We start from the raw sequence: 16,979 nt of genomic DNA on the forward strand, positions 1-16,979 counted from the left end.
CATGGCGGAACCGAACATCCCCGGCCACGGACCGGTCGCCCGGCTCCGTGGCGAGTGGGTGGGCCGGATCTCCTCAGTCACCCTTGAGCCCAAGGGCAGCAAGCCGCGCTTCACGGCGCGTCTGGGGGAAGTGAGCGGACCTGAACTGCCGGTTCCCGCGGGGGACCGCTCGGTGGCGGACATCCGCCTGCTGTGGCTGGGGCGCCGCTCCGTCGGCGGCATCGAACCCGGCTCCACGCTCCGGGTCAGGGGCATGCTCACGTCCCGGAGCGGCCTGGCCACGATCATCAACCCCGGCTACGAGATCATCTCGGCCGGCGAACACTGAGGCATGCACTCCGACGGTCCAGACCGCACCGGTCGGGATCCGCACGGCGTCTGGAAAGGCCAGCACCCCATGACCACTGATGACCGGAACACCGTGGAGCCCGGCGCCGCCGCGCCCGCCACCCCGGCAGGCGGCGCCGCAAGCCCGGACCCCGGGAACACCGGCCCCGACAAGCAGGACCTGGCCAGGAGCGTCGCCGCCGCTGCCGGCGTCCATCACCATGAGGACGGCCGGGTCGATCTGCTCCGTACGGCCGGGGGCTGGCAGGGGATCTGCGAGAGCATCCTGCCGGGCCTGGTGTTCCTGGTCCTGTACACCGTCACGGAATCCCTCGGCTGGGGTCTGGGCGTGGCCCTGGCTGTGAGCGCGGTCTTCGCGGCTCTCCGTCTGATCCAGAAGCAGAAGCTCACCATGGCGCTGGCCGGTGTGGTGGGTGTCGCGATCTCCGCTTGGGTCGCGCAGAGCACGGGCAAGGCCTCCGACTTCTACGTGCCCGGCTTCTTCACGAACGGCGGCTACCTCCTGGCGCTCGTGATCTCCATCATCGTGAAGTGGCCGCTGGCCGGCCTTCTGTTCGGCTTCCTGCGGAACGAGGGCGTGCACTGGCGCCAGGACCCGGTGCGTCTCAAGCGCTACACCCTTGCGACCTGGGTGATCATCGCGATCTTCGGCCTGCGCCTGGCGGTCCAGCTTCCGCTCTACTTCATGGGCGACGCCGGCCTCACCGCCCTCGGGACGACGCGCCTGATCATGGGGACCCCGCTGTACGTGCTGGGCCTCTGGCTCGCCTGGCTGCTCAGCAGGCCCGCGGCTCCGGTCGAGGAGCGCGCCCCGGAGGCCTGACGGCCGGCCTGTGCGAGGACGGTCCGACGACGACGGCGGGGCGCGGCGAACATTCGCCGCGCCCCGCCGTCGTCGTGTCCGGAGAGGGTGCTCCGCTCAGCCGTCGAAGCCGTCGTCGTACTGGGGAGCCGCTGCGGATTCCGGCGCGGATTCGCCCGTGTGGGCGGCCGAGAGGAGCTGGCGGAGTTCGTCCTCGGCCGCCAGGGTCGTGACGAAGAAGAGCTCGTCGCCGCCCTCGATGACGTCGTCGCGGCTCGGCGTGATGGGAGCCTGATCCCGGAGGATGGCCACGAGCGTCGCATCCTGCGGCCAGTCGATATCGCCGACCGTGGAGCCGATGAATGAGGCGTCGTGCGGCACGGTGAACTCGACCAAGGAGGAGACTCCCGTCTGGAGTGTCAGGAGCCGGACGACGTCGCCGATCTCCACGGCCTCCTCCACGAGGGCCGTCATGAGCTGTGGGGTGTTGACCGCGACATCCACGCCCCACGAGTCGTCGAACATCCACCCGTTCTTCGGGTTGTTCACACGGCCCACGGTCCGGCCCACGCCGAATTCGGTCTTGGCCAGCAGGGACACCACGAGGTTCACCTTGTCATCGCCCGAGGCGGAGACCACCACGTCGGCGTCGTCCAGGCGAGCTTCCTTCAGCACACTGAGCTCGCAGGCGTCCCCCACCAGCCAGTGTGCGCCGCGCAGCCCACTGCGGCCGATCACTTCGGGCTTGAGGTCGATCAGCAGGACGTCATGCTGGTGGCCCAGGAGTTCCCGGGCGATGGAGCTTCCGACGCTTCCCGCGCCGACGATCACGACTTTCACTCTGCTTCCTTCACGGGTGCCTTGGAGAGGATCCGGGTCACGGCGTCGAGCCGCTTGACGGGGACGATGGCGTGCAGGCTGTCGCCTTCCTGGAAGCGCGAGTCGGCGTGCACCATGGCGCCTTCACCGAAGCGGGTCAGGTACGCCACGCGGATGTCCGCGGCCTCTTCGAGCTCGGTCAGAGGACGGCCCTCCCAGCCGTGGTCCACGGCGAGCTCGGTCAGGACCAGGCGTCCGGACGGTTCGCGGAAGTCACCGGTGATGGACTGCTCCGGCAGGATCCTGCGCAGCACCTGATCGGCGCTCCACTTCACGGCGGCCACCGTGGGGATGCCGAGCCGCTGGTAGATCTCGGCGCGTCCGGGGTCGTAGATCCGCGCCACCACGTGGGGGACGTGGAAGGTCTCGCGGGCCACGCGGGTGGCCAGGATGTTGGAGTTGTCACCGCTGGAGACGGCGGCGAAGGCATAGGCCTCCTCGACCCCGGCGTGGCGCAGGGTGTCGCGGTCGAAGCCGACGCCGGTCACCTTGCGGCCCTGGAAGCCGTTGCGCAGGCGGCGGAAGGCCCGCTCGTCCTGGTCGATGATGGCCACGCTGTGGCCGGAGTCCTCCAGCGTGTGGGCCAGGGTCGCGCCCACACGGCCACAGCCCATGATGACGAAATGCGCCACGAACCATTCCTTCAATTCTGCGGATGGCGGGTGCGCATCCGTACGGATCAGAACACCACTGTATCCGGGGCGGGGCGTCATCCGTGCCGAGAAGGCCGGGAGATTTCCGCCCGTCATGACACAGGGGCACCGCGCAGACTACCGTAGTCAGGTGCTGTCACTTCTGAATGCGGTCAAGCGGGTGATCGTCGGCCGGCCGTTCCGTAACGACCGACTGGCCCACACCCTGCTGCCCAAGCGCATCGCATTGCCGGTTTTCGCCTCGGACGCCTTGTCCTCCGTGGCGTACGCCCCCGATGAGATCCTCCTGACCCTCGCCCTGGCCGGGGTCTCCGCCGTCGCGCTGTCCCCGTGGGTCGGGCTGGCGGTCGCCGTCGTCCTGCTGACCGTGGTGGCGTCCTACCGCCAGAACGTGCACGCCTACCCCTCGGGCGGTGGCGACTACGAGATCGCGAACGTGAACCTCGGCAAGTTCGCAGGTCTGACCGTCGCGTCGGCGCTCCTGGTGGATTACGTCCTCACGGTGGCCGTGTCAATGTCCTCGGCCGCCAATTACCTGGCCACGGCCGTGCCGTCCCTGCACGGGAGCCAGGCATTGATCGCGACGCTCGGCGTCGTGGTGCTGGCGCTGATCAATCTGCGCGGCATCAAGGAGGCCGGCTCGGTCTTCGCCCTGCCCACCTACATCTTCATGGCGGCCATCATCGGCATGTCGCTCGTGGGCGCCATCCAGGCCGCCACGGGCACGCTGGGACTGGCCGAGTCCGCAGCGTTCGAGATCGTCCCCGAGAGCCACTTCGACCAAGGCCTGGTCGGCCTGGCGGGGGCGTTCCTGCTGCTCCGGGCCTTCTCCTCGGGCGCCGCCGCCCTGACCGGTGTGGAGGCGATCAGCAACGGCGTCCCCAACTTCCAGAAGCCCAAGAGCAAGAACGCGGCCACCACGCTGCTCCTGCTCGGTGTCATCGCAACGACCATGCTCGCCGGCATCCTCTTCCTCGCCAACGCCACCAAGGTCCACATCGTGCTGGACCCCGCCACGGAGTTCCTGAAGGACGGCAAGCCGCTTCCCGAGGGATACATCCAGAACCCGGCGATCAGCCAGATCGCGCAGACCGTGTTCGGCGCGGGTTCCATCCCGTTCTACGTCATCGTGGCAGCCACCGGCGTCATCCTGGTGTTCGCGTCCAACACGGCGTTCAACGGCTTCCCGGTGCTCGGCTCGATCCTCGCGCAGGACGGCTACCTGCCGCGCCAGCTCAAGACCCGTGGCGACCGCCTCGCCTACAGCAACGGCGTGCTGGCCCTCGCCGCAGGCGCGCTGGTCCTCATCCTGGCGTTCAACGCCGACGTCACGAAGCTGATCCAGCTCTACATCGTGGGCGTGTTCATCTCGTTCACGGCAAGCCAGCTCGGCATGGTCCGGCACTGGGGCCGCGAGCTGAAGAAGGTCCGGGACAAGGCCACCCGGCTCCGGCTCATGAAGTCCCGCACCATCAACATGCTCGGCTTCGGCATGACCGCGCTCGTGCTGACCATCGTGCTCATCACCAAGTTCGAACAGGGCGCCTGGATCGCCCTGCTCGCCATGCTCGTGCTGTTCCTCATCATGTGGAGCATCCGGGCGCACTACGACAACGTCGCCAAGGAACTCGCCGTCGACGAGGATTCCGCGCCCCGGGCGCTGCCGTCCCGGGTGCACGCGGTCCTGCTGGTCTCGCACGTCCGGAAGCCGGTGCTGCGCGCCCTCGCGTACGCGCGCGCCTCCCGTCCGTGGAAGCTCGACGCCGTGATCGTGGACATCAGCCCCGAGGAGACGGCCCGCACGGTCGAGGACTGGGAGAAGCTCGACATCCCGGTCCCGCTGACGGTCCTGGCCAGCCCCTACCGCGAAACGGTCACGCCGATCCTCGACTACATCAAGAACATGCGGAAGGACTCTCCGCGCGATCTGATCGTGGTCTACATCCCCGAATACGTGGTCGGCAAGTGGTGGGAGCAGCTGGTGCACAACCAGACCGCTCTGCGCATCAAGACCCGTCTGCACTTCGAACCCGGAGTCATGGTGGCCAGTGTGCCGTGGCAGCTCAAATCGTCCAAGGAAGCCCAGCAATTGCAGGAACTCAGGTGAATCCACACTCCGCAGAGCAGACCGTCACTCTCACCCTGGGGCCCGTTGCCCACGGTGGCCACACGGTGGCCCGCCACGACTCGCGCGTGGTGTTCGTCCGCCACGGTCTGCCCGGGGAGCAGGTGCGGGTCCGCCTGACCGAGTCCGCCCCGGAGGCCCGTTTCTGGCGCGGGGACGTCGTCGAGGTCCTGGAGCCCTCGCCGGACCGTCAGGAGCATCCGTGGCGTCAGGCGTCCGCCCTTGACGCCGCGCGGACCTCCGCGCAGCCGCTGGGCGGGGCGGAGTTCGGCCACGCCACCTTGCCTGCGCAGCGGCGCCTCAAGGAGGCGGTGCTGGCGGAGCAGCTCCAGCGTCTGGCGGGTCTGGACCGGAGCACCGTGGTGGAGGCCGTGGAGGACGACGCCGGCCAGGGCCTGCACTGGCGCACCAGGATGGCGTTCGCCGTGACGGCGGACGGCCGCCTCGGCATGCACGCTCACCGCTCGGAGGAGGTGCTGCCCGTCGACTCCATGCCGCTCGCGTCCGAGGCGATCGTCGACCTCGGCTTGTGGGACCACCTCTGGAAGGGCGTCACCCGCGTCGAGGTGGCGGCACCGGCGAACGGCTCGCAGCCACTGGTGATCCTCTGGCCCGAGGAAGCGCTGGGGGAGAAGGAGCAGGGCAGAGCGCTCAATCGCGCCGTCGCGCAGATCCCGGACGGTGTTTCGGTGGCCGTGATGGACCCGGCCAGCAAGCAGCTGCTGCGCTGGCGGGGCCGCTCCTGGGTTCGGGAGAGCGTGAACGGCTTCGAGTACCGCGTGACCGGCGAAGGTTTCTGGCAGATCCACCGCCGTGCGCCGCAGACGCTCATGGACGCCGTCACCGGCTTCCTGGGTGAGGGCGGCTTCCTGCGCGAAGGCGCCTCCGTCGCCGACCTCTACGCCGGCGCGGGCCTCTTCACCGCCCCCTTGGCCGCCGCCGTCGGCGAGAGCGGCGCCGTGCTGTCGGTGGAGGGCGCCCCCGGGACCAGCCGCGACGCGCGGAAGAACTTCCACGGTCAGCGGCACGTCGAGATCGTTCAGGGCAAGGTCGAGCGCGTGCTGCGGCAGCGGCCCCGGCGGCTCGACGCCGTCGTGCTCGACCCGCCGCGCGCCGGCGCCGGCCGGACCGTGGTCCAGCAACTGGCGGAGTCGGGCCCTCGTGCCATCGCCTACGTGTCCTGCGACCCGGCGTCGTTCGCCCGCGATGTGAAGTTCTTCGAGGGCCAGGGCTGGGAGCTCGCCGGCCTGCGGGCCTTCGACCTGTACCCCCACACGCACCACCTCGAGACCGTCGGTCTGCTCTTGCCGAAAGCCTGACGTCCGGGACCATTGCGGGGTGCTGACACCGGGTGTAGCTTGACCGTGGGGCGCCATGGCGGCGCCGCGAAAGGAGCCCGTCATGGCATCGAACCTCAACCCGTATCTGAACTTCCAGGACAGCGCCCGGCAGGCCATGGAGTTCTATCAAGGTGCGCTCGGCGGTGAACTGACGCTCAACACCTTCGGTGAATTCCACGCGTCCGAGGACCCGGCCGAGGCCGACAAGATCATGCACGCGCTGCTCAAGACCCCCGCGGGCTTCACGCTGATGGCGGCGGACACGCCGAACCAGATGCAGTTCACGGGCCACGCCGGTTTCTCGGTGAGCCTCTCGGGTGATGACGCAGCGGAACTGCAGGGCTATTGGGACGCACTCTCCGAGGGCGGACAGGTGGTGATGCCGCTCGAACGGCAGATCTGGGGCGACACCTTCGGCATGGTCGTGGACCGGTTCGGCGTCACGTGGATGGTCAACATCGCCGGTCAGTGAGGAATCCGGCCGGTGGCGCGCCAGTCATGAACGGTTAGGCAGACCTAACTAGCATGCGTTCTGTGACGCGACAAAGATGAAAGTGTTGCGAGAGGAGTCCTGCTATATGAGCACTGTGGACAGCTTCGGTTCCAAGGGCGTACTGAACGTCAAAGGCACCGATTACGAAATCTTCCGGCTGAACTCTGTGGAAGGCGCGGAAAGCCTTCCCTACAGCTTGAAAGTCCTTCTGGAGAATCTGCTCCGGACCGAGGACGGTGCCAACATCACCGCCGACCATGTCCGCGCCCTGGCCGCCTGGGATCCGGCAGCCGAGCCCGACACGGAAATCCAGTTCACCCCCGCCCGCGTGATCATGCAGGACTTCACCGGCGTGCCGTGTGTGGTCGACCTGGCCACCATGCGCGAGGCCGTGAAGGATCTGGGCGGTGACCCGAAGCGCGTCAACCCGTTGGCGCCCGCCGAGATGGTCATCGACCACTCCGTGCAGATCGACGCCTTCGGCAATGCCGGGGCGCTCGAGCGGAACATGGAGATCGAATACCAGCGCAATGGGGAGCGTTACCAGTTCCTCCGCTGGGGCCAGACGGCCTTCGACGACTTCAAGGTCGTCCCGCCGGGAACCGGCATCGTGCACCAGGTCAACATCGAGTACCTGGCGCGCACCATCATGACTCGTGAGGTGGACGGCAAGCTGCGCGCTTACCCGGACACCTGCGTGGGCACCGACTCCCACACCACCATGGTCAACGGCCTGGGCATCCTGGGCTGGGGCGTCGGCGGCATCGAGGCCGAAGCGGCGATGCTCGGCCAGCCTGTCTCCATGCTCATCCCGCGCGTCGTGGGCTTCAAGCTCTCCGGCTCCATCCCGGCCGGCGCCACCGCCACCGACGTGGTGCTGACCATCACCGAGATGCTGCGCAAGCACGGCGTCGTCGGCAAGTTCGTCGAGTTCTACGGTGAAGGCGTCGCGGCCGTGCCGCTCGCCAACCGCGCCACCATCGGCAACATGAGCCCGGAGTTCGGCTCCACGGCCGCCATGTTCCCGATCGACGACGTCACCCTCGACTACCTGCGCCTCACCGGCCGCAGCGAGGAGAACGTCGCCCTGGTGGAGGCCTACACCAAGGAACAGGGCCTCTGGCACGATCCGTCCCGCGAGCTGCGCTTCTCCGAGTACCTCGAGCTGGACCTGTCCACCGTGGTTCCGTCCATCTCGGGCCCGAAGCGTCCTCAGGACCGCATCGAGCTCACGGACGCCAAGGAGCAGTTCCGCAAGGACATCCACAACTACGTCACGCTTGCCGACGGCAGCGTGGACGAGGCGCTGGACGAGTCCTTCCCGGCTTCCGACTCCCCGTCCTTCTCGCCGGACTCCCACATGACCGAGGACAATGAGGTCACCGTGGTGGCCTCCGCCGCCAACGGGGCCAACGGACGTCCGTCCAAGCCGGTCACCGTGACGACCGCCGACGGCCGCAGCTTCGAGCTGGACCATGGCGCCGTGTCGATCGCTTCGATCACCTCCTGCACCAACACCTCGAACCCGTCCGTGATGCTGGCCGCCGCTCTGCTGGCCCGCAACGCCGTGGAGAAGGGCCTCACGGCCAAGCCGTGGGTCAAGACCTCCGTCGCCCCGGGCTCGAAGGTCGTCACGGACTACTACGAGAAGTCCGGCCTGACCCCGTACCTGGAGAAGCTCGGCTTCTACATCGTCGGTTACGGCTGCGCCACCTGCATCGGCAACTCCGGTCCGCTGGAGCCGGAGATCTCCGAGGCCATCCAGGCCAACGACCTCTCCGTCACGGCCGTGCTCTCGGGCAACCGCAACTTCGAGGGCCGCATCAACCCGGACGTCAAGATGAACTACCTGGCCTCCCCGCCGCTGGTCATCGCGTACGCTCTGGCGGGCACCATGGACTTCGACTTCGACGTCGATCCCCTGGGCCAGGATGAGCAGGGTAACGATGTGTTCCTCAAGGACATCTGGCCGAACCCGGTCGAGGTCCAGCAGGTCATCGACTCCTCCATCGACGAGGGCATGTTCGCCAAGGGCTACGAAGGCGTCTTCGAGGGCGACGACCGCTGGAAGGCGCTCGACACCCCCGCCGGCGACACCTTCGCCTGGGCCGAGGACTCCACCTACGTCCGGAAGCCCCCGTACTTCGAGGGCATGAAGGCGCAGCCGGAGCCCGTCACGGACATCGAGGGCGCCCGCGTGCTGCTCAAGCTGGGCGATTCCGTCACCACGGACCACATCTCCCCGGCCGGTTCCTTCAAGTCGGACACCCCGGCGGGTCGCTACCTGCTGGAGAACGGCGTGGAGCGCAAGGACTTCAACTCCTACGGTTCCCGTCGTGGCAACCACGAGGTGATGATCCGCGGCACGTTCGCGAACATCCGCATCAAGAACCAGCTGCTCGCCGACTTCAACGACGGCGCCGGCGTCGAGGGTGGCTTCACCCGCGACTTCACCCAGCCCGACGGCCCGCAGGCCTACGTCTACGACGCGGCGCAGAACTACCGTGAAGCGGGCACCCCGCTGGTCGTCCTGGGCGGCAAGGAATACGGTTCCGGCTCCAGCCGTGACTGGGCTGCCAAGGGCACCGCGCTGCTGGGCGTCAAGGCCGTCATCACCGAGAGCTTCGAGCGCATCCACCGCTCGAACCTGATCGGCATGGGCGTCCTGCCGCTCCAGTTCCCGGAGGGCGAGAACGCTGCGACTCTGGGCCTGGAAGGCACCGAGACGTTCTCGATCTCGGGTGTGACCCAGCTGAACGAAGGCGTGACGCCGAAGACCCTCAAGGTCACGGCCACCAAGGAGGACGGCACGAGCAAGTCCTTCGACGCCGTCGTCCGCATCGACACCCCCGGTGAGGCTGACTACTACCGCAACGGTGGCATCCTCCAGTACGTGCTGCGCCAGATCAGCGGTTCCTGAGCTGATCGGCTCGGAGGCAGGAGGCCCTGGTAGCTGACTCACCGTCACTCCAGGATCCACCGCAAATGCCCCGTCAGGCTTCGGCCTGACGGGGCATTCGCGTCACCGGGTCACGTGGTGGGCAGCAGAACGCTGATCTGAGTCCTGATGTCCTGCACGATCGCCTCCGTGCTCAGGGCGGCGTTCTCGCTTGCCGCCATGCCGAGGAACATGATCGCCGAGATGATGTGGGCCCTGGTCGCGGCCTCCGAGAGTCCGGCAGGCTCCTCCCGGGCCAGGACGCCGGCGATGGCCTCCTCGGTCTGCGCGACGATCGACAGGGCCGCGGCGTGGTGCGGCTCGGCCGGGTCTCCGAAGACCATCTCCCGCAAGTAGGTGCGCCCGTTGTCGACCTGGACGCGGTTGCATTCCACGATGGGCCGCACGATGCGCATCACCGCGTCGAGGGTCTCCGGGGCGGCTTCTGCATCCGCCCGGCCTCGTTCGAGCGCTTCGGCATAGTGGGCGTTCTGGACGAGCAGGAGGAGCTCTCCCTTCGTCCTGGCATAGAGGAACAGGGTGCCGGTGCCGATGTCGGCTTTGTCGGCGATCTGCTGCGTCGTGACCTCATCGACGCCGTGTTCGGTGAACAGTTCGTCGGCCGCGGCGGTGATGCGATCGAGCTTCTGCTGCTTATTCCGCTCGCGTCGTCCGAGCGGCTGGGGCGCGACAGACATGGTGGCTCCTCCCAAGAAAAAACTGACCGTACTCGGAGTTGACTATATCCCCGGAGACAGCGCGGTACGGTGCGGTGCGAGGGAGGGTCAATCGCCCAGGAATTCGACGGCGGCGGGAACGAACTCGGCGTGGAACTGGAAGATGCCGCCGTGGCCGGAACCGGAGTGGATGATCAGCTCGGATCCCTTGATGCGGTGGTGAAGGTCCCAGGAGAGAGCGGACGGCACCATGCGGTCGTTGTCACCGTTCGCGATCAAGGTGGGCTGGGTGAGCTTCGACAGGTCCGACGGCGCGGAGCGGCCGAACCGCTGGATGGCCTTGAGCTGCACCCGGAGCGCCCGGGTGCTGGCCGGCTTGTCCCGGTCGGCCGTGCGCTCCTGCAGGCGCTTCACGAACGCCTTCGCGGCCTGCTTTCCTGCGGCATCGCGGTTGAAGAACAGGAACTCCTTAGGATCTGATCGGGCCAGGGCGGCGCGGAGGATATCCCGGTACGTGGTGCCGACGACCTTGTCCATGTCCTTGCCTCCGCGCGGCCCGGTGCCCGCCAGCACCAGCCTGCGGATGAGGCCCGGATGCTTGAGGGCCAGATCCTGGGCGATCATACCGCCCATCGAAAAGGAGAAGACGTCGATCGTCGTGAAACCAAGTGCCCGGATGAAGGTGTAGGCGTCGTCCGCCATCGCCTCGATGCTGCCGGGCACTTTTCCGGTGGAGGCGCCGACGCCGGGCTGATCGAACGTGATGACGTGGCGGTTCGCCGCGATCGGATCGATGATCCGGGGATCCCAGTTGTCCAGGGTTCCCGCGAGGTGCACGAAGAACACGACCGGGATGCCTCCCTTCGGTCCGAGCTCCCGGTAGGCGTACGTGACGCCGCCGGCGGTGATCGTCCGGGTCGGTGCCATCGCGTAGGAGGTCACCAGGGGGTCGCTCGGTGCGCTGGAGTCCGCAGGCGTGCTGATGTCGCTCATGATGCCGTCTTTCCTGAGGGCTCCGTAGTGGGCATGGCCCGGTCGGCCAGCGTGACGACCGCTTTGCCGCGGAGGCCGCCCTTGGCGAGGGATCCCAGCGCCTGCGGGGTCCGCTCGAAACCGAAGACCTCCCCGACGACCGGGCGCAGCACGCCGTCGTCGACCAATGCGCTGATCCGGCGCAGCTGCTCCCCACTGGCGCGCATGAAGAGGAACTCGTAGCTGACGCCGAGCTTCTTCGCCTGTCTGCGGATCCCGGCGCTGAGCCCGGCGATCGCAAGGCGCAGCACCGGGTTGAGGCCGGCTTCGCGGGCGAACGCCGGGTCGGGCGGGCCGGAGATCCCGATCGCCTTCCCGCCGGGCCGGAGGATGCGCAGCGACTTCTGAAGGTTCTCCCCGCCCAGGCTGTCCAGCACCAGGTCGTATCCGCTCAGGAGCTGTTCGAAGTCCTGGGCGCGGTAGTCGATCACGACGTCCGCCCCGAGGCCGCGGACGAAGTCGGCGTTGGCGCCGCTCGCCGTGGTGGCGACGGTCGCGCCGAGATGCTTGGCAAGCTGAATGGCGATCGAGCCGACCCCTCCGGCGCCGGCATGGATGAGAACCTTATGCCCCGGCTTCACATCGCCCCGCTCCACCAGGGCCTGCCAGGCGGTCAGCGCCACGAGTGGCAGCGAGCCGGCCTCCACCATGCTCAGTGTTGTGGGCTTCAACGCCACGTCGTCCTCGGCGACGGCGATGCGCTCGGCGAAGGTGCCGATGCGGCCGTCGCGTGGGCGGGCATAGACCTGGTCGCCGGGCTTGAAGCCGCGCACCTCGGCGCCGACCCGGAGGACTGTCCCGGCGAGGTCGTGGCCGAGGACCAGCGGGAGCTTGTACGGGAGGATCTGTTTGAACTCGCCGAGCCGGATCTTCTCGTCCAGCTGGTTGAGGCCGGCTGCGTGCACCCCCACGAGCAGATCGTGGTCGCCAAGGGACGGCTCGGCGACGTCGGCTTCGCGCAGTGGCTCCTGGTATCTGGTGACGGTGAACGCTCGCATGGCTGATCCTTCCGGAAACTAATAACTGAGTACACTCAATTATGACTCAACTCAACTAAGTGTCAAGGCTGTTCTGCTGTCCGATCCGACCTGCCGGAGCGAGCAGAGGAGGGTGCCAGCGCGGGTCCCCGGGGTGATTGCCGCGTTCGGCACCGCCGACGTCTCCACTCGCTTGCGGGGTCGGAGTCTTCCGTTTCCGGCGAAGTCACGACGTCTCCCTGTCCGGGGAGGCGGTAAAGTGGGAGAGCACAACCGGCGGGAGAAGGAGGGCCCTTGGGCATCTTGGAAGGTATCCGGGAACCGCATGATCTGCAGCGGCTGAACCAGGACCAGCTGGAACCCCTCGCGGCGGAGATCCGTGAGTTCCTGATCAGCAACGTCTCGCAGACGGGTGGACACCTCGGTCCCAATCTGGGAGTGGTGGAACTGACCATCGCGCTGCACCGGGTCTTCGATTCGCCCGTCGACTCCATCGTCTTCGACACCGGGCACCAGTCGTACGTGCACAAGCTCCTGACCGGGCGGCAGGATTTCGCCACGCTCCGGCAGCAGGGCGGTCTCTCGGGTTACCCGGACCGCGGCGAATCCGAGCACGACATCGTCGAGTCGTCCCACGCATCCTCCTCCCTGTCCTGGGCGGACGGCATCTCCCGCGCCCGCAAGCTGCGCGGCGAGAGCGACCGCTACACGGTCGCGGTGATCGGCGATGGCGCCCTGACCGGCGGCATGGCCTGGGAGGCCCTGAACAACATCGCGGCCGACAAGGACCGCAAGGTGGTCATCGTCGTCAATGACAACGGCCGCTCCTACGCTCCGACCGTCGGCGGCTTCGCCGACTACCTCGCCTCGCTGCGTCCCACGATCGACGCCTTGCGCGCCAAGCCCGGCTACGAGGGCGCCATGACCTGGTGGAAGACGCGCCTGCAGGAGGGCGGCCCGGTCGGCCAGTTCACCTACAAGAGCCTGCACGCCGCCAAGAAGGGCGTGAAGGACTGGTGGGCGCCCCAGGGCATGTTCGAGGACCTGGGCCTGAAGTACATCGGCCCCGTGGACGGCCATGACGAGGCCGCCGTCGAGGAGGCCCTGCGCCTGGCCCGCAACTTCGGCGGCCCCGTGCTGGTGCACACGATCACCGAAAAGGGCCGGGGCTATGCGCCCGCCCGTGCCGATGAGGCGGATCAGTTCCATGCGGTCGGCGTCATCGACCCGGAGACCGGTCTGCCGACCTCCAATGGCGGGGCCCGGTCCTGGACGAGCGTTTTCGGCGAGGAGATCGCCGCCATCGCGGACGAGCGGGACGACATCGTCGGGATCACCGGCGCCATGCTGATCCCCGTGGGTCTCAGCGAGATGGCGGCCCGGCACCCGGATCGCGTGATCGACGTCGGCATCGCCGAGCAGCACGCCGTTACCATGGCGGCCGGGCTCGCCTTCGGTGGGCTGCACCCCGTGGTCGCCGTGTACGCGACCTTCCTGAACCGCGCCTTCGACCAGTTGCTGATGGACGTCGCCCTGCACAAGGCCGGAGTCACCCTGGTGCTCGACCGCGCCGGCGTGACCGGTCCTGACGGGCCCAGCCACCACGGCATGTGGGACATGGCCATGGTGCAGACCGTGCCGGGCCTGCACCTCGCGGCGCCCCGCGATGCGAGCCGTCTCCGGGAGGAGCTGCGCGAAGCGGTCGCGATCGACGACGCGCCAAGTGTGGTGCGCTTCTCCAAGGGTGCCGTGGGTCCCGAGGTCAACGCCGTGGAGCGCCTCAAGGACGGTGTGGACGTGCTCGCCCGCCCGTCCGACGGCCAGCTGGAGAACGACGTGCTTCTCATCTCGGTGGGCGCCCTGAGCGAGCTGACGCTCGAAGTGGGGGAGCGCCTCGCCGCCCACGGCATCACCTCCACGGTGGTCGATCCCCGCTGGGTCCTTCCCGTGCCCCGTTCGATCATCGCCCTCGCCGCGCGCCACCGTCTGGTCGTGTGCCTGGAGGACGGCGTCCGCGCAGGCGGTGTCGGGTCCAGGATCCGGCAGGAGATGCGGGCCGCCGGCGTCGACACCGCGCTGAACGAGGTCGGGCTTCCCGCGGAGTTCCTCGCGCACGGCACGCGGGGCGAAGTCCTCGAGCGCGTCGGTCTCACGGCGCAGCAGGTGACGCACGACGTCGTCGCCCAGGTTCTCGGCACGAAGGTCCCCTTCGCGCGTCCCCTCCCGGGTCAGCAGGCGCCCAGCACGGGAAGCATTCCGGCCCTGTGACGGCCGGATCCGCCCGGGGTCCGCTCGACGTCGTTCCCGGGGAACTCGTCGTCGCCCGCAACCGCAAATGGGACGGCACCGCCCACTGGGTGGTGCCGGGCCGGTACCTCGGTGAGGACGAGCACGGCTGGTGGGTGTACCAGGCCCAGGGCGAGTTCTGCTCCCGGCCCGGCGCGGCGTTCTACACCAGCAGCCACAACGTGCTGCTCGTGCCCCGCGAGGGGGAATGGGTCGCGACGTTCTACGACGAGACGCATCCCGGTGACGTCCGGGTGTACGTGGACATGGCGGTCGGGCACGAGTTCAAGCGCATCAGGCCCGCCGTCACCGAATTCCACGTGGTGGACATGGACCTCGATGTGATCCTGCTCGCCGACGGAGCGAGCTACATCGACGACGAGGACGAGTTCGCCGAGCGGCGCGTCAGCATGCATTACCCGGCCTGGCTGGTGGAGACGACGGAAGGCTCCTGCCGGGACGTCCTCGCAGCGGTGGAAGCGCGTCGGGCGCCCTTCGTGGGCGTGGCGGACGCGTGGCTGGCACGAGGCCTGGAGGCCACCCGCGCGGGTGATTGGCACGATGACTGGATCCCAGAAGACGGAGAGAACGATGAATGAACTGCTGCGCGCCTACCGGCGCGACGAGGACGGCGTCCTCAGCTTCCGCGAGGCCTGGTACGAGCAGGAGGAAGGCGTGGTCGTGGTCAACCACGGCGTCGTCGGCCATGTGAGCAAGGACGATGTGCAGTCCGTGGCGTCGGACGAGGCCGCGGTGGCGCTGCTGGAGGCGTTCGGCGCGCAGTGCGCTGAGGACGGCTTTGCCGAGATCCCGGTCGAGGAGCAGCACTGGGTGGTCGCTCAGTTCGCGCTGAAGACCAAGGATGGCACCGAACGGGACCGCTACCTGGAGCGTTCCGCCGTCGCCGCACTGACGGGCCACTTCGCGTGGCGCGGCCTGGGCGTGGTGGACCGGAGCACCATCGAGAACGGCAAGCTCAACATCTTCCTGATCTCGCCCGAGCCGTCCAAGGCCGTCAAGGCCGTGGTGTCGGTGGCGCGCGAAGCCGATCTTGACCCGACCAAGCTGACCGTCGGCGTCGCGCCGTACTCCGAGCCTGAGGCTCTCAAGCGCCGCCACCCGGCCGGCCCCGGAGCGTCGTTCAGCCTCTGATTCCAGAGTGCTTCTGCTCAGGCCCTTCCGGTGTGCCCGGAGGGGCCTGAGCACTGCCAGGGGGCATTCGATAGGCTGGCACCATGACTGAATACCGCAGATTGGGAACATCCGGACTCGTCGTGTCCACCATCGGCCTGGGGTGCAACAACCTCGGCCGGCCGAACACGCCGAGTTTCACCCAGGAAGGCACGGACACCGTCATCCACGCGGCGCTGGACGCGGGCGTCACGCTCTTCGACGTCGCGGACGTCTACGGCGCGACGCCGGGCCTCAGCGAAGAGATGCTGGGCAAGGCCCTGGGGGACCGACGCTCCGAGGTGGTCCTGGCCACCAAGTTCGGCATGGACATGAATGGCGCCAACGGCGCGGACTACGGCGCTCGTGGCTCGCGCCGCTACATCATCAACGCTGTGGAGGCGTCCCTGAGGCGTCTCGGCACCGACTGGATCGATCTGTACCAGTTCCACACCCCGGACGACGGGACGCCGGTTGAGGAGACGCTCCGGGCCCTCGATGACCTCGTGACGGCTGGTAAGGTGCGGTACATCGGCCACTCCAACCGTGCCGGCTGGCAGATCGCCGAGGCGGAGTTCCTGGCGCACTCGCTCGGCACCGAGCGGTTCATCTCGAGCCAGAACCATTACAACCTGCTGGACCGCCGCGCGGAGCTCGAAGTCCTCCCGGCCGCCCGCGCCTACGGTCTCGGGGTTCTGCCGTACTTCCCGCTCGCCAACGGCTTCCTGACCGGCAAGTACGCGCCGGACCGCGTGCCCGAGGGTTCACGCCTCAGCCACACGCGCCAGAACATGGTGCGCGACGCCGACTGGGAGCAGATGGGCAAGTACTCGGAGTTCGCACGGGAGCGCGGACTCACCGAGGTCGAGGTGGCCTTCGCATGGCTCCTGGCCCAGGAGCCTGTCAGCAGTGTGATCGCCGGCGCGACCAAGGTCGAGCAGATCCAGCAGAACGCGCGCGCGGTCGAAGCGCGGCTCAGCCCTGAGGATCTGACCGTCCTGGACGAGATCTTCCCGCCCGTGCCCAAGGTCGCGCTCTTCTAGCCTCGGCTGGTCTCGGCGCCTCTCACGGCCCATCGACTGCTCCCCACGATTCCTTTTTCGAAGGATTTCTCCGTGGAATGGAATCCTGTGGAGCAGTCGATCGGGGCGGGGGCTGCGGGTGAGAGCACCGGGCTGAGCAACGACGACGACGGGGACGGCACCCGCTGGTGCCGTCCCCGTCGTCGTGGTCCCCGTCGCCCGCGCGGCTCAGGGTGA

General features: G+C 68.1%; 16 protein-coding genes. 11 read left to right on the forward strand and 5 right to left on the reverse strand.

Features of this window, described 5'->3' with window-relative positions:
• Position 1 precedes the first annotated feature (1 nt).
• Both AB6732_RS05985 and AB6732_RS05990 read left to right on the forward strand, forming a co-directional pair.
• Positions 2 to 328 (forward strand): hypothetical protein, encoded by a 327-nt coding sequence (locus AB6732_RS05985; protein WP_370959109.1) that lies wholly within the window; start codon positions 2 to 4, stop codon positions 326 to 328.
• 69 nt (positions 329 to 397) lie between these two features.
• Positions 398 to 1,171, forward strand: a complete 774-nt coding sequence (locus AB6732_RS05990) for a DUF3159 domain-containing protein (RefSeq protein ID WP_370959110.1) — start codon at positions 398 to 400, stop codon at positions 1,169 to 1,171.
• 96 nt (positions 1,172 to 1,267) lie between these two features.
• On the opposite strand, the gene AB6732_RS05995 is transcribed toward AB6732_RS05990, so the two are convergent.
• Both AB6732_RS05995 and AB6732_RS06000 read right to left on the reverse strand, forming a co-directional pair.
• Complete coding sequence (locus tag AB6732_RS05995; RefSeq protein WP_066212281.1) at positions 1,268 to 1,990, reverse strand: TrkA family potassium uptake protein; 723 nt, start codon at positions 1,988 to 1,990, stop codon at positions 1,268 to 1,270.
• On the reverse strand, positions 1,987 to 2,661 hold the full coding sequence (locus tag AB6732_RS06000) for a TrkA family potassium uptake protein (protein WP_066212282.1): 675 nt from the start codon (positions 2,659 to 2,661) through the stop codon (positions 1,987 to 1,989). The genes AB6732_RS05995 and AB6732_RS06000 overlap by 4 nt, the downstream gene beginning before the upstream one ends.
• A 115-nt stretch (positions 2,662 to 2,776) precedes the next feature.
• On the opposite strand from AB6732_RS06000, the gene AB6732_RS06005 reads away from it, so the two are divergent.
• From AB6732_RS06005 to acnA, 4 genes are all read left to right on the forward strand, one after another.
• Positions 2,777 to 4,789: an APC family permease gene (locus AB6732_RS06005; RefSeq protein ID WP_370959111.1), complete on the forward strand. Its 2,013-nt coding sequence runs from the start codon at positions 2,777 to 2,779 to the stop codon at positions 4,787 to 4,789.
• Positions 4,786 to 6,126 carry a class I SAM-dependent RNA methyltransferase gene (locus AB6732_RS06010; RefSeq protein ID WP_370959112.1) on the forward strand — a complete coding sequence of 447 codons (1,341 nt, stop codon included), beginning with the start codon at positions 4,786 to 4,788 and terminating at the stop codon, positions 6,124 to 6,126. The genes AB6732_RS06005 and AB6732_RS06010 overlap by 4 nt, the downstream gene beginning before the upstream one ends.
• 82 nt (positions 6,127 to 6,208) lie before the next feature.
• Positions 6,209 to 6,619 (forward strand): VOC family protein, encoded by a 411-nt coding sequence (locus tag AB6732_RS06015; RefSeq protein ID WP_370959113.1) that lies wholly within the window; start codon positions 6,209 to 6,211, stop codon positions 6,617 to 6,619.
• A gap of 106 nt (positions 6,620 to 6,725) precedes the next feature.
• On the forward strand, positions 6,726 to 9,560 hold the full coding sequence (acnA, locus tag AB6732_RS06020) for an aconitate hydratase AcnA (RefSeq protein WP_370959114.1): 2,835 nt from the start codon (positions 6,726 to 6,728) through the stop codon (positions 9,558 to 9,560).
• Positions 9,561 to 9,670: 110 nt separating this feature from the next.
• Here acnA and AB6732_RS06025 read toward each other — a convergent pair whose 3' ends face one another.
• From AB6732_RS06025 to AB6732_RS06035, 3 genes are all read right to left on the reverse strand, one after another.
• Positions 9,671 to 10,276 (reverse strand): TetR/AcrR family transcriptional regulator, encoded by a 606-nt coding sequence (locus tag AB6732_RS06025; RefSeq protein ID WP_370959115.1) that lies wholly within the window; start codon positions 10,274 to 10,276, stop codon positions 9,671 to 9,673.
• 87 nt (positions 10,277 to 10,363) lie between these two features.
• A complete protein-coding gene (locus AB6732_RS06030) occupies positions 10,364 to 11,248 on the reverse strand; it encodes an alpha/beta fold hydrolase (protein WP_370959116.1) in 885 nt (294 codons plus the stop codon).
• Positions 11,245 to 12,285 carry an NADP-dependent oxidoreductase gene (locus AB6732_RS06035; protein ID WP_370959117.1) on the reverse strand — a complete coding sequence of 347 codons (1,041 nt, stop codon included), beginning with the start codon at positions 12,283 to 12,285 and terminating at the stop codon, positions 11,245 to 11,247. Before AB6732_RS06035 ends, AB6732_RS06030 begins: the two co-directional genes overlap by 4 nt.
• A 273-nt stretch (positions 12,286 to 12,558) precedes the next feature.
• Here AB6732_RS06035 and dxs point away from each other — a divergent pair, with 273 nt between their 5' ends.
• From dxs to AB6732_RS06060, 5 genes are all read left to right on the forward strand, one after another.
• On the forward strand, positions 12,559 to 14,532 hold the full coding sequence (gene dxs / locus AB6732_RS06040; RefSeq protein WP_370959118.1) for a 1-deoxy-D-xylulose-5-phosphate synthase: 1,974 nt from the start codon (positions 12,559 to 12,561) through the stop codon (positions 14,530 to 14,532).
• On the forward strand, positions 14,529 to 15,149 hold the full coding sequence (locus AB6732_RS06045; protein ID WP_370959119.1) for a DUF402 domain-containing protein: 621 nt from the start codon (positions 14,529 to 14,531) through the stop codon (positions 15,147 to 15,149). The genes dxs and AB6732_RS06045 overlap by 4 nt, the downstream gene beginning before the upstream one ends.
• Complete coding sequence (locus AB6732_RS06050; protein WP_370959120.1) at positions 15,142 to 15,702, forward strand: hypothetical protein; 561 nt, start codon at positions 15,142 to 15,144, stop codon at positions 15,700 to 15,702. The genes AB6732_RS06045 and AB6732_RS06050 overlap by 8 nt, the downstream gene beginning before the upstream one ends.
• Positions 15,703 to 15,785: 83 nt before the next feature.
• The gene (locus tag AB6732_RS06055) at positions 15,786 to 16,763 is read left to right on the forward strand and encodes an aldo/keto reductase (RefSeq protein ID WP_370959121.1); all 978 of its coding nucleotides are present in this window, start codon (positions 15,786 to 15,788) and stop codon (positions 16,761 to 16,763) included.
• Between the two features lie 72 nt (positions 16,764 to 16,835).
• Complete coding sequence (locus AB6732_RS06060) at positions 16,836 to 16,979, forward strand: hypothetical protein (protein WP_370959122.1); 144 nt, start codon at positions 16,836 to 16,838, stop codon at positions 16,977 to 16,979.

The sequence above is a fragment of the Arthrobacter sp. RCC_34 genome, from assembly GCF_041360795.1.
GTDB lineage: Bacteria > Actinomycetota > Actinomycetes > Actinomycetales > Micrococcaceae > Arthrobacter_E.